The following is an 11,745-nucleotide window of genomic DNA, read 5'->3' as shown; positions in this document are numbered from 1 at the left end:
ATCGACAGGGCAAGTTGGCGACCGGATCCTGCTAGCTGAGATATCCGGTGGACCGGGGCTGAGGAACGAAGTCTCGGTCCGTCGATCGCCCCCAGCCCTGAGCGAAGATCAGCCATCATCAGGCGATCGTCGGGCGCAACTATCCAAAACCCGAGTTTCGAGAGCGGCGGTGTGGCCCTGGTACGGCGGTCGGTGGTCGAGTACGGCGGGTGCGCGGTGCGGCGGGCGGGCCGTGTCCCGCCGCCGTCCGAGACCCGCGCCCACGCCGCACGCTCGGGCGGCGGGCCGTGCGGCGGCGCGCTTGATAACCCATGAGAACAATTCGGCAGTGTCCGCGCTACGTGATCGTGATCGCTCCGCACATGGTGCTCAGAGCTTGGTGAGTAGATTCATCACGTCAGCGAAGCTGCTGGTCAGGGAGTCGAGGACGGCCTTGCCTTTTTCGGCAGTGGCCAGGGAGGGGCGGCCGATGACGCCGGTTTCGGTGTAGGCCTGCATGCCTTCGGTCAGCAGGTGGCGGCGGTCGTCGGCGATGTGGTCGGCTCCCTCGTAGCCGGGGCGGATGACCTCGGGGTGAGCGTGCAGCAAGATCGAGGTCTCGATCTCTCCGGCGTGCATGTCCTCGTGCGTGGAACTGGCCAGCTCGGCAGCGGTCCGCGCCGTCTGCCAGTCCTCACGGGTGGGGAACAGCGCCATCGCATGCCCTTGGGACTGGCCTCCTGGACGACGTTGCTCAGCACGTAGTTGCCGCCGTGCGCATTGACCACCACCAGAGCCCGGGGGCCAGTACGGGTGACCGAGTCATACACGTCGGTGATGACGGCGTGCAAAGTACGGGCGGAGACGCTGACGGTTCCGGGCCAGGCGCTGTGCTCATGAGAGCAGGAGATCGTGATCGGGGGCAGCAGCAGGACAGGGTAGGCCTCAGCGATCTTTCGGCAGATCAGGGTGGCGATGATCGTGTCAGTACTCAAAGGCAGGTGGTCGCCGTGCTGTTCGAAGCTACCGACAGGCAGGATGGCGACGGGGGCGTTGCGGTGGTGTTCCTCGGTGGTGGTCGCGGTGGGCAGCGCGTCGATCACCGTTCTCCTTCTGGTGGCCGAGATGCTGGCAGAAAGAAGGGCTCTGTGAGGAGATCGAGTCTGGTGAGCAAGTCTGCCACGGACCGATCCGCCGACCACCGGGCCAACTGGATTCGGAGTGCGGCAAGCTGGCCGGCCACCCGGCTGAAGCGCAATGCCAGGACACGCGGGATGGCCTCCTCAGTCACGGTGCATGCCTGGTCGCGCTCGCCTGCCGTGGCGTAGGCGGTGGCCATGCGGGTCGGGAACAGGGCGTGGTCGCGGGCCTGGCTGGCGGGTGTCCACTGGGAGCGGCTGGCCTCGAAGATCGGTATCGCGGTAGTGGCCTGACCGAACAGCAGGTGGATGGCTCCGGTCTCCATGGCGACGTAGGCGGGCGTGCAGTACGGCGCCCGGTCGGGCTCGGTCTGAATCATTCCGGCGGTGGCCTCGATGAGGGCGGTTTCTTAGTCCCGGGCGGAGTCCGCGGCTTCTCCGAGGTAGGCGTTGGCGATGGCTCGGGTGCGCAGGATGACGGCTCGCAGGCGGGAGGTGAGGGCGTCGGCGTTGGACAGGGCGGCGTTGGCCAGGCCAAGGCCGTGGCCATGGTCGCCGGATTCGATGGCGATGGCGCTTTTGCGCATGAGGACATAGGAGGTGACGCGCTGGTCGCCCGCTAAGGACGCCCGGACCGTCCTTGAGTTCGTCACGGCCTTCATCGAGATGAAGTGGCCCCATGCGGCGGCCAAGACCAGGGACGGCATGTCCGACGCGCTCGCGACGAGCCTTCCCGCGCTGACCAAGGACCGCCCCGGCTGTCCCGACGCCGAAGATCTGCGGACGGCTTTCCGCAAGCACCTCCTTCTCCCGGAGAGCAGAAGGCCGGCCACTCCCCCGGAGTCGGCGCAGGCGGTCCGCTGGCTCCGGTCGGCGTCGCTCGAACTGACGGCCCTGAACGAGGCCAGGACGGTACGGCTGGCCCTCGACGCGCTCGCCCTCCGCCTCGACGGCAAGGCCGCCGCTCCAAACACGATCGCCCGTAAGCGGGCCGTCTTTCATGCCGTCCTTGAGTACGCGGTGGAGCTTGAGGAACTGGACTCCAACCCGCTGCACAAGGTCAAGTGGAAGCCGCCCAAGACCACCGAGACCGTTGACCCTCGCGTGGCGGTCAATCCGCGGCGGGCTCAGGAACTCCTGACCATGGTCACCCACGTGGGCGGTCGCGGCCGGCGTCGGCGGCTCATGGCGCTGTTCGCGTACATGTGTTACGCGGCCCTGCGCCCGGCCGAGGGCGGTCGGCCCGCGAGTGCAGGACTGCCACCTTCCGCTCAAGGGCTGGGGGCAGCTGACGGTCGACGTCTCCCGTCCCGAGGTCGACACGCGGTGGACCGACAGCGGGGACTCAAGCATCGAGGGCGTGACGACGTACGGCCGGTGCCGATCCCGCCGACGCTGGTCGAGATCCTCCGGGAGCACATCGCCGAGTACGGCACCGGCCAGGACGGGCGGCTCTTCCGGAGTGGCGCGGCGGGGTGGTCGCCTCGACGGCCTACACCGAGGTCTGGCAGAAGGCCAGGAAGCTTGCTCTCACTCCTGCCCAGGTGGCCCCTCCCCTGGCGCGCAGGCCGTACGACCTGCGGCACGCGGCGGTGTCGCTGTGACTCAACGCGGGTGTCCCCGCTCCCGAGGTGGCCGAGCGGGCCGGGCACAGCGTGGACGTCCTGCTGCGGGTCTACGCCAAGTGCCTCGACGGGCAGAAGGACGTGGCCAACCGGCGGATAGACGACGCACTGGCCGCCTGAGCTGCCTGCCGTACGACCAGGACCTCGGAGACCCCGGGGTCCCTTGGCGTTTCCGGAGGCCGGTTCCCGCCCCCGCAGCGCCCGGAAACCCCGGCTCCACCTGGGGAAACGCCTTCAAGATCATTGCACGTATGTCGGTGGAGCGGTGACACACGGCTGCTCCTGGCCGCGTACGACCGCATGTCCCGGAAAAGCAAAAGAGCCCCTCGCGGGGCTCTGAGCTGCCGTTTTGGCTGGTGGCAGGTGCAGGACTTGAACCTGCGTAGGCTGAGCCGACGGTTTTACAGACCGCTCCCTTTGACCACTCGGGCAACCTGCCTTGTCCTCCGCCTGCGGCGGCGACAGGAAGAAGAATAGCGGACTTCCGGGTGTGACGTGACATCGGCGGAGACTGCCTACCGAAAGCCCGCCGTACCAGGACTTTTGCCGCCCGCGCCATGGGGGTACCGGCTGGGAACGAAGGGGATGACGGTTCACGTGGGGTGCTGGGCCCGGCGGTTTTCGACACCGTTGTCGTGGTGTTGGTGGTCACGTTCATCATGAGCCGACAGGTGAGGCGCTAGGGTCGGCAGGAGAGCTAGAGAGGACAGTCGACGCATGGCCGACAGCAGTTTTGACATCGTCAGCAAGATCGACCACCAGGAGGCCGACAACGCGCTGAACCAGACGGTCAAGGAGGTCGGGCACCGGTTTGACTTCAAGGGCACCGGCGCGACCATCGCTTGGTCGGGCGGGCAGAAAGCCATCGAGATCAAGGCCAACAGCGAGGAGCGCGCCAACGCCGTCCTTGACGTGTTCAAGGACAAGTTGATCAAGCGGGGGCTCTCCCTCAAGATCCTGGACGCCGGTGAGCCGAAGCTGTCCGGCAAGGAGTACCGGCTTGTGGTCACCCTCAAGGAGGGCATCGACCAGGAGTACGCCAAGAAGATCTCGAAGATCATCCGGGATGAGGGCCCCAAGGGTGTCAAGGCCCAGATCCAGGGTGACGAACTGCGGGTGAGCTCCAAGAAGAGGGACGAGCTCCAGGAGGTCATCGCCCTCCTCAAGGGCAAGGATCTGGAGATCGCGCTGCAGTTCACGAACTACCGATAGCGCCAACGGGTATGCCAGGGGCACACGGCCGAAGGCCTGTGCCCTGACCCGACGAAATCTCCGATCCGGCAGAACTCCGGCCCCACGGAGCCCCGCTTCGGCAAACCCCGGTCCGGCAGACCGGGACGCGCCCATCTGGACCGGTGTACGGCCTCAGTCGCGGGGAGATGGTGGCGCAGCCTCCGCGCACTTCCTCCGGAAGGAAACCCGGCACGCCCGCAGAGAGGCCGCCGCGCCCTAAAGAGGTGTGGTGTGCGTCCACGACGACGCAAGGCCCTCGTACGGCGGCCGTGTCCGTTCCCGGGAAGAAACGCCCCACGAGAAGCCTGGCGTGCGTCCACGGCGACAAGGCCCGGAGTGGAGCCCCCGTACGGCGCCCCGCCCTCCCCACGACGGCGGCCGTGTCCGTGTGATGCCGGCCCCCGAAGGTTGGCGGTGCTGTGCGGCATCACGGGTCTTCCGGTCAGGTGCCGAGGGGGTGGCCCGTCGTGGCGTCGATGTGGGCGGGGATCTCGGTTGGCCGGTCACCGACCGACGAGGTTCCGGTCGGCTCGAACATGAGGATCGCGGCGCCGTTCGGTGCCGACGGTCTGTGCTCCGTGCCGCGGGGGACGGTGAACACCGAGCCGCGCGGGAGCCGTACCGTGCGTTCTCCGGTGGGTTCGCGCAGGCCGATGGTCAGTTCCCCGTCGAGCACCAGGAAGAACTCGTCGGTTTCCTGGTGGACGTGCCAGATGTGCTCGCCTTCGACCTTGGCGATCCGAACGTCGTAGTCGTTGACGTGCGTGACGACGCGGGGACTCCAGAGGGCGTCGAACGAGGTCAGGGCCTCGTCGAGGGCGATGGGTTCGTTGCTCACAGGTGAATCCTGGCCCACCGGTACGGCCGGGGCGAGTGCTAGGAATAGCACATGGCGCAAGAATCCTCGCACGCAGAGCAGGCAGAGCACGCAGAGCAGGCAACCTGTGAGGCGCACACAGAACGGATGGCGCACACGGTTCGAGAAGCGCACGCGGAACAGGCGGTGCATACGGCCCGCGAAGCGCATACGGAGCAGACAGCGCGTGCAGGACAGCCAACGCGCGTAGTCCGTAAAGCACACATGGGACAAGCGGCACACGCAGCTCGTGAAGCGCACATGGAACAGGCGGTGCGCGCGGTCCGCGAAGCGCATGCGGAGCAGGGCAAAAGACGAGCGGTGGGTGCGGGGGAGGCGCTGCACCGGGTTGTCGTGATCGTGGACGAGAACTCCAACCCGTTCGAGCTGGGGTGCGCGACCGAGGTCTTCGGTCTGCGCAGGCCGGAGCTCGGGCGTGACCTCTACGATTTTCGGCTGTGCTCGCCGGAGCCGCGTACGCCGATGCGGGACGGCTTCTTCACGCTCACAGGCGTCGCGGGCCTTGAGGCGGCCGAGACGGCGGACACGTTGATCGTCCCCAACCGCCCCGACGTGGAGGTTCCCCGGCGCCCCGCCGTACTCGCGGCCATTCGGCGGGCGCACGCACGGGGCGCCCGGCTGGTCGGGTTCTGCAGCGGTGCCTTCACCCTTGCCGAGGCCGGGGTCCTCGACGGACGGCGGGCCACGGCGCACTGGCAGTGGGCGCACTCCTTCCGGTCCCGGTTCCCGTCGGTACGGTTGGAGACGGACGTGCTGTTCGTGGACGACGGCGACATCCTGACCGCCGCGGGGAGTTCGGCGGCGCTCGATCTCGGTCTGTACATCGTCCGGCTCGACCATGGCGCGGAGGTCGCCAACGCCGTGAGCAGGCGGCTCGTCTTCGCCGCGCACCGCGACGGCGGGCAGCGGCAGTTCGTGGAACGGCCGGTTCCCGACGTACCGGACGAGTCCCTGGCACCCCTCCTGGCCTGGGCGCAGGAACGGCTGGACACCGCGCTCACGGTCTCCGACCTGGCGGCGCGGGCCTCGGTCAGTCAGGCGACGCTGCACCGCCGTTTCCGGGCGCAGCTGGGCACCACGCCGCTGGCCTGGCTCACCGGGGAACGGCTCGACGTGGCGTGCCGGATGATCGAGCGTGGCGAGTCGCGCTTCGAGGTGGTCGCGCGGCGCAGCGGGCTGGGAACCGCCGCCAACCTGCGCGCGTTGATGCGCCGCAGGATCGGGCTCACCCCGCTGGAGTACCGGAACCGGTGGTGTGGCTGATCCGTGACAGAACCTTTCGCCCGGAGGAGGCATCTACCTCGGTGACGAAAGGAAGACGCGATGTCCTCGATCCGCGGCCTGGCCGTACTCGCGCTCGGCACCGTGACAGCCACCGTGGTGGCCATGACCATGACCGTTCCCCCGGCGGAGGCCGGGACGGACGACCTGGTCCGGTACGCGTGGATCAAGAGCTGCGCCAAGGGAGACCACACGGTCCCCTGCGGGAAGTGGACGTTGACGCTGCGCAGCGGCAGGACCGTCAGGCTCGACGACGCGCGGGTCAATCCCCGGCGGGCCAACGGCACCGTGGACAAGGACGCGGGCACGACCTTCGCGGTCAGCGGTGACGGCCGGGTCGTGAACTACCTCAGGGAGGACGTCCTCGTCGTTCGTGACGTCACCAGTGGGAAGGTCGTCCCGCTGCCGGGAAGGGCCGCGACCCTGCCCAAGGGGCTCGACCAGGCCAGCGTGGACACCATGCTCTCCGAGGACGGATCGGCCGTCGTGATCGACTACCTCGACGAAGAGGAGCGACTGCCGTCCCTGCTCGTCGACCGTGAGAGCGGGAAGATCGCCACGCTTCCCGCGAAGATCAACGTGATGGGCTTCAGCCCGGACGGACGGCACGTGCTCACCAGCCGCTACACCGATGACAGCACCACCGAGTTCGTGGTCTTCGACGGTGCGGGGCGGGTGACGGCCAGCCGGGTCGTGCCGCAGATCGTGGCCAACAACTCCCCGGTCGCGCTGGCGAACGACGGCACCACGACGGCGTTCGTCGTCACCGGGGCGATGACGAAGAAGGCTCGGCTGCACACCTACAGCCTGACCTCGGACACGGTCTCGGCGGCGGTCCGGCTCGGCGTCTCGGTCAACGACGGCGCGCAGCGGCTCTCCTGGAACCCGGCGGGCACGCTGACGCTCTGGACGAGCTTCAGCGAGGCCCACGGCGGACAGGTCACCTCGGCGGCGAAGCGTACGGTGAACGCGAGGACCGGCACCGTCCACACGGTGGACTCCTTCCCGATCAAGAACGCCCCGTGGAGCTGGTGGCTACCCGGCGAGTGATCCAACGCCCGGCCGACGACCCAGGCCCGGCAAGCGGCCCAGAGCCCGGCTGATGAGTCGAGGCCCGCTGATGGCCGGTGGTCTGGAACCCGGCGGGTGCGCCAAGGCTTGGCGGGTGGGAGGACATATCTTCTCTTCATGGGGAAAGTCCATGAAAAGCTCAGCGACCGGTTGCGTGCGTTCATCGAGGCGCAGCCGGTCTTCTTCGTCGCCACCGCTCCCGAGCAGGGCGGTCACGTCAACGTCTCCCCCAAGGGATACGCCGACACGTTCTCCGTGATCGACGACACCACCGTGGCCTACCTCGATCTGGACGGCAGCGGTGTGGAGACCATCGCCCACCTCCGCCAGAACGGGCGTATCACGATCATGTTCTGCGCCTTCTCCGGTCCTCCGAACATCCTTCGCCTGTACGGCACAGGCCGGGTCGTCACCCCCGGCGACGCCGAGTTCTCCGGGCTGCTCACGAGGTTCGGGTCGCATCCGGGTGTCCGGTCGATCATCGTCGTCGACTGTGAGCGCATCGCCGACTCCTGTGGTTTCTCGGTGCCGTTCATGTCGTTCGACAAGGACCGGACGCTGCTCGACGAGTGGGCGGAGCGCAAGGACGTGCAGCAGCGACGGATCTACCGGGCGAAGAACAACCGGGAGAGCATCGACGGCATCGCCGGCCTGGCCCCCGAGGAGACGGACCCGGTCACCCAGCACTCCTGACCGGTGCGCCGCGAGCCGTACGGCCGTAATTCATATAGATGACCGGTCACGTTCAGTGGCGTGGACGACCGTTGTGGTCATGAAGCGTTACACCCTCATCCATCTCACCGACGTCCACGCCGTCGCCGACGGCCTGCTCCACGGCCACGTCGACTCGACCACGGCGTTCAGGAACGCGCTGGACACCGTGGTCGCCGCGGGGCAGCCCGTGGACGCGATCATCCTGTCCGGCGACATCGCCGACCAGGGGGACGAACCCTCCTACCGGCTGGTCGCGCGGGCGCTGGAGAAGGCCGCCGGTGAGCTCGGCGCGGCCGTCGTGGTCGCGATGGGCAACCACGACGAGCGGGGCGCCTTCCGTTCGGCCCTCGTCAACGACCAGGCGGACGGCCGAGAAGGTGACCGGACAGGCGACCAGGTGGGCGGTGAGCCGTACGACGTGGTGACCTGGGTCGGCGGGTTGCGGATCGTGACGCTGGACAGCACCGTGCCCGGTGAGCACCACGGCGAACTGTCCGCCGACCAGCTGGAGTGGCTGGCCTCGGTGCTGGCCGAGCCCGCGCCCGACGGGAGCGTGCTGGTGCTGCACCATCCGCCCATCCCCAGTGTGCTGCCGCTGATGGACGGGATCGGCCTGCGGGAGCCGGAGAGGCTGGCGCGGGCACTGACCGGCTCCGACGTACGGATCGTCCTCGCCGGGCACACGCACAGCGCGTCCGCGGGCACGCTGGCGGGCATCCCCGTCTGGATCGGCCCCGGCGGGGCCTACGCCGCCGACACCATGGCGCCCGCGGGGAAGACCAGGGGCATACCGTCACAGGCCTTCAGCCGGGTGGACGTCACCGAGGACGGTGTGATCACCACGGTCGTCCCGATGACGTCGGCTCCCCCGGTCTACGAGCTGGACACCGAGGTGCTGCTCAGTCACCTGGCCGGTCATAGCGGGTGACGAAGGAGACGAGGTCGGCCCGGCAGCGCCGTTCGACGTGACACAGGGGCTCGTCGCCGTGCATGACGAGCCCCTCACGCACCAGTACGGCGGCGCCCGCGTCGAGCGCGAGGGCGGACTGGTCGGCGAGGTCGGCGAGGTCCGCCGAGATCGCGTGCCAGGTGTAGCGGTAGGAGACCCCACCGGCCTCCAGAGAGCCGAGCACGCCGAGTTCGGGGTCGCAGAGCAGGTCGGCGCGCTCCGGGTGGAGCCGGTAGCGGCTCAGCACACATGGCGCCCCCTCGGACCTGAGCAGGGTGGTGATCTCGTAGACCTCCTCACCCGCGACCCTCAGGTGCCGCGCCCCCGCCGGATGCTCGACGAGCCCCCGGCCGAGGATCTCCTCTCCCCCGGCGAAGACCGTCGCCAGCCCCTCCAGGTCGGCCCGCCGGTGCCTGCGGGTCACCGGGTCGATGGACACCTCGATCCGGCGCGGGACACGCCTGACGAAACTCCCCAGACCGTGCCGTGTCTCGACCAGCCCGGCCCTGCGCAGCTCGACCATGGCCTGCCTGGCGGTGAGCCGGTGCACGCCGAACCGCTCGGCGAGCGCGTCCTCGGTCGGCAACCGCTCACCGGGGGGCAGCTCACCGGACTCGATGCGCCGCCCGAGCTCACGGGCGATCGCGCGGTAGCGGGCTTCTCTGGGCATCTGGACAACTGTACGGCTCCCGCCTTCCCTGCCCCGCCGATGATCCAGGGATTGCCCGGCCGTTCATCGCGAATCCATCTTTTCGCCGCGTTCACGCAGGTCAGCCAGTCATATATATGACTCATGCCGCTCTTGAACCTCCGTGACGTCGCCGAAGGCGCCGGAACTCCTGTCCGCTCCGGGATGCTGCTGCGCTCGGCGCAACCCCACCGGCTGACCGCCGCCGACACCGACCGGTTGGCGGATCTCCTCGGTGGGCAGCTCGAAGGACTACGGCTCGTCGCGGACCTGCGAAGCGAGGCCGAACTCGCCGGGGACGATTGGGCCCTCCTGACCGACCTCGGTGTCAGGGTCACCCGCCTCGGCACCTCGGGATCCCCCGCCGACCTGTCCGCCCTTCCGCCGGGAATCGACCTCGGCGACCTCTATGTGCTGATGCTCGACCACCGCACCGCCTGGTTCGCCTCCGTCGTGGCGGAGATCGCCGACGGGCTGCCCGCCCTGGTGCACTGCGCGGCGGGCAAGGACCGCACCGGCCTGGTCGTCGCCCTGATCCTCGATCTGGTCGGGGTGGATCACGAGGCGATCGTCCGCGACTACGCCGCGACCGTGACGCACCTCCCCCAGATCATGACGATGCTCGGCCTGACCACCCCGCCCCCGGCCGCTTCGCCCCTGACCACCCCGCCCCCGGCCGCTCTGTCCCCGGCCGCTTCGGTCTCGGTGGCGGGGGCCGTGTCCGGGTTGCTCGACGCCCCCGAGGCCGCCATCCGCACCTTTCTGACCGCTCTCGACGCCCGCGGGGGCGCCGAACGGCTGCTCACCGCCCACGGTCTGACCGAGGGCCACGTCCAGCGGCTGCGCGCCGCCCTCGTCGGCTGACCAGAAAGGCGACCCCGTGTCCCTCACCCTTCCCCGGAAAACCGGCGCACCCCAAAAAACCGGCCGTGGGCTGGTCGCGGCCATCGGTGTGGCCGAACTCTTCTACGCGGCGGCCGGGGCCCTGCCGCTGATCCTCGGTCTCGGCCTCAAGGTCCAGGAGATCGCGCCCGCCAACAAGGAGGCTGTACTCGGCTTCGTCGCCGCGCTCGGCGGAGTGGCCACGGTGATCTCCAACCCGCTCAGCGGCCACCTGTCCGACCGCACCACCAGCCGGTACGGCATGCGCAGGCCGTGGATCCTGGGCGGTTCCCTGCTCGGCCTGGCCGGGCTGATCCTCCTGGCGCTCGCCGGGTCGATCGCCCTCGTCGCGGTCGGCTGGATGGTCGCCGTCACCGGCTACCAGGCCATGGTCGCCGGGCTGACCGCGACGGTCGTCGACCAGTTCCCCGTGGAACGCCGCGTCCGGGTGGCGGGCGTGTTCTCGATGTGCAACATGCTCGGCGTCGTCCCGGCCATGGCGCTGTCCCAGATGTTCAAGGGCGAGTTGCTGCTGCAGTTCACGATCTGCGGTGGACTCGCCGTGACGGCCGCCGGCGTGCTCTGCGCGCTGTTGCCCGACCGTCGTCTCGACCCGGCCGAGCGACGCCCGGTGAACGTCGGCAGTCTCGCCTCGGCGCTGCTCGTACTGCCCCGGCACGCCCGTGACTACCGGCTGCTGTGGGTGCAGCGGCTGCTCGTCAGCATCGGCTTCGCGTTGATCTCCTCCTACTCGCTCTACTACCTGCAGAGTCGCATCGGCATGCCGACCGCCGAGGCCGTCGCGCTGGTCGGGCTGACCACCATCGCCAGCACCCTGCTGTCCGGTCTCTTCGCCTATCTCGGTGGCCGCTGGTCGGCCAGGATCGGCAGGGGCCGTCCGTTCGTGCTGTGGGCGACGGCGATCCTGGGTGTGACGCTGCTGCTGAAGGCCGCGACCGCCAGCGTCGGCGTGGTGATCGTCGTAGCGGTCATCAGCGGCGCCGCCACCGGCGTCTACTACGCCGTCGATCTCGGCCTGGTCACCCAGGTGCTTCCTGACGAGCGGGACGCGGGCCGCTATCTCGGCGCCTTCGCGATGGCCAAGCACCTGCCGAGCGCTATCGCCCCGGCGCTGGCTCCGGTCCTGCTCGGCCTGGGGTCCGACCCCTTCGCCGAGGGGCCGAACTACTTCGTGCTCTTCTCGGTCTGCGGCCTGCTGACGCTGGCCGCCGCCCCGTTGGTCGGCCTGCTGAGAGACGTACGGTGACCGGCGGCGAGGTGTGTGCCGGGCATACGTGACGGCCGGT

General features: G+C 69.0%; 12 protein-coding genes, 1 tRNA gene and 1 pseudogene. 8 read left to right on the top strand and 6 right to left on the bottom strand.

The window, feature by feature from the left end; all coding sequences use genetic code 11:
- Positions 1-369: 369 nt before the first annotated feature.
- From ABZ470_RS19595 to ABZ470_RS19585, 3 genes and pseudogenes are all read right to left on the bottom strand, one after another.
- Positions 370-1,082: pseudogene (locus ABZ470_RS19595) on the bottom strand (creatininase family protein).
- Positions 1,079-1,498 carry a hypothetical protein gene (locus ABZ470_RS19590; protein ID WP_362912647.1) on the bottom strand — a complete coding sequence of 140 codons (420 nt, stop codon included), beginning with the start codon at positions 1,496-1,498 and terminating at the stop codon, positions 1,079-1,081. The pseudogene ABZ470_RS19595 and the gene ABZ470_RS19590 overlap by 4 nt, the downstream one beginning before the upstream one ends.
- 30 nt (positions 1,499-1,528) lie before the next feature.
- Entirely contained in the window at positions 1,529-1,915 is a 387-nt protein-coding gene (locus ABZ470_RS19585; protein ID WP_362912645.1) for a hypothetical protein, read from the bottom strand.
- A gap of 678 nt (positions 1,916-2,593) precedes the next feature.
- Between ABZ470_RS19585 and ABZ470_RS19580 the strand changes: the two genes are divergently transcribed.
- The gene (locus ABZ470_RS19580) at positions 2,594-2,722 is read left to right on the top strand and encodes a hypothetical protein (protein ID WP_362912643.1); all 129 of its coding nucleotides are present in this window, start codon (positions 2,594-2,596) and stop codon (positions 2,720-2,722) included.
- A gap of 375 nt (positions 2,723-3,097) precedes the next feature.
- Here the strand turns inward: ABZ470_RS19580 and ABZ470_RS19575 are convergent.
- Positions 3,098-3,182, bottom strand: a tRNA-Tyr gene (locus ABZ470_RS19575).
- A 278-nt stretch (positions 3,183-3,460) separates the two neighbouring features.
- On the opposite strand from ABZ470_RS19575, the gene ABZ470_RS19570 reads away from it, so the two are divergent.
- Complete coding sequence (locus ABZ470_RS19570; RefSeq protein WP_352010809.1) at positions 3,461-3,955, top strand: YajQ family cyclic di-GMP-binding protein; 495 nt, start codon at positions 3,461-3,463, stop codon at positions 3,953-3,955.
- A 463-nt stretch (positions 3,956-4,418) separates the two neighbouring features.
- On the opposite strand, the gene ABZ470_RS19565 is transcribed toward ABZ470_RS19570, so the two are convergent.
- A complete protein-coding gene (locus ABZ470_RS19565) occupies positions 4,419-4,814 on the bottom strand; it encodes a cupin domain-containing protein (protein WP_362912641.1) in 396 nt (131 codons plus the stop codon).
- 339 nt (positions 4,815-5,153) lie between these two features.
- On the opposite strand from ABZ470_RS19565, the gene ABZ470_RS19560 reads away from it, so the two are divergent.
- The 4 genes from ABZ470_RS19560 (at position 5,154) to ABZ470_RS19545 (ending at position 8,847) form a co-directional block, all read left to right on the top strand.
- Positions 5,154-6,116 carry a helix-turn-helix domain-containing protein gene (locus tag ABZ470_RS19560; RefSeq protein WP_352010811.1) on the top strand — a complete coding sequence of 321 codons (963 nt, stop codon included), beginning with the start codon at positions 5,154-5,156 and terminating at the stop codon, positions 6,114-6,116.
- 60 nt (positions 6,117-6,176) lie between these two features.
- On the top strand, positions 6,177-7,184 hold the full coding sequence (locus ABZ470_RS19555) for a hypothetical protein (RefSeq protein ID WP_362912639.1): 1,008 nt from the start codon (positions 6,177-6,179) through the stop codon (positions 7,182-7,184).
- A 138-nt stretch (positions 7,185-7,322) separates the two neighbouring features.
- Entirely contained in the window at positions 7,323-7,898 is a 576-nt protein-coding gene (locus tag ABZ470_RS19550) for a pyridoxamine 5'-phosphate oxidase family protein (RefSeq protein WP_362912637.1), read from the top strand.
- Positions 7,899-7,977: 79 nt separating this feature from the next.
- Complete coding sequence (locus ABZ470_RS19545; RefSeq protein WP_362912635.1) at positions 7,978-8,847, top strand: metallophosphoesterase; 870 nt, start codon at positions 7,978-7,980, stop codon at positions 8,845-8,847.
- Here ABZ470_RS19545 and ABZ470_RS19540 read toward each other — a convergent pair.
- Entirely contained in the window at positions 8,819-9,538 is a 720-nt protein-coding gene (locus ABZ470_RS19540) for a GntR family transcriptional regulator (protein WP_352010815.1), read from the bottom strand. The two genes, ABZ470_RS19545 and ABZ470_RS19540, sit on opposite strands and share 29 nt — an antisense overlap.
- 123 nt (positions 9,539-9,661) lie before the next feature.
- Between ABZ470_RS19540 and ABZ470_RS19535 the strand changes: the two genes are divergently transcribed.
- Both ABZ470_RS19535 and ABZ470_RS19530 read left to right on the top strand, forming a co-directional pair.
- Positions 9,662-10,420 carry a tyrosine-protein phosphatase gene (locus tag ABZ470_RS19535; protein WP_362912633.1) on the top strand — a complete coding sequence of 253 codons (759 nt, stop codon included), beginning with the start codon at positions 9,662-9,664 and terminating at the stop codon, positions 10,418-10,420.
- Positions 10,421-10,436: 16 nt separating this feature from the next.
- A complete protein-coding gene (locus ABZ470_RS19530; protein WP_362912631.1) occupies positions 10,437-11,705 on the top strand; it encodes an MFS transporter in 1,269 nt (422 codons plus the stop codon).
- Positions 11,706-11,745 lie beyond the last annotated feature (40 nt).

Source organism: Streptosporangium sp. NPDC020072 (genome assembly GCF_040631445.1).
GTDB lineage: Bacteria > Actinomycetota > Actinomycetes > Streptosporangiales > Streptosporangiaceae > Streptosporangium.
Note: the sequence above shows the minus strand (reverse complement) of the source record. Positions and strands in the feature narration are given on the sequence as shown.

Excerpts from the sequence above, each read along its gene's own strand:
- ABZ470_RS19555 (WP_362912639.1), top strand. The coding sequence starts at position 6,177 with ATGTCCTCGATCCGCGGCCTGGCCGTACTCGCGCTCGGCACCGTGACA.
- ABZ470_RS19535 (WP_362912633.1), top strand. The coding sequence starts at position 9,662 with ATGCCGCTCTTGAACCTCCGTGACGTCGCCGAAGGCGCCGGAACTCCT.
- ABZ470_RS19550 (WP_362912637.1), top strand. The coding sequence starts at position 7,323 with ATGGGGAAAGTCCATGAAAAGCTCAGCGACCGGTTGCGTGCGTTCATC.
- ABZ470_RS19570 (WP_352010809.1), top strand. The coding sequence starts at position 3,461 with ATGGCCGACAGCAGTTTTGACATCGTCAGCAAGATCGACCACCAGGAG.
- ABZ470_RS19590 (WP_362912647.1), bottom strand. The coding sequence starts at position 1,498 with ATGATTCAGACCGAGCCCGACCGGGCGCCGTACTGCACGCCCGCCTAC.
- ABZ470_RS19540 (WP_352010815.1), bottom strand. The coding sequence starts at position 9,538 with ATGCCCAGAGAAGCCCGCTACCGCGCGATCGCCCGTGAGCTCGGGCGG.
- ABZ470_RS19545 (WP_362912635.1), top strand. The coding sequence starts at position 7,978 with ATGAAGCGTTACACCCTCATCCATCTCACCGACGTCCACGCCGTCGCC.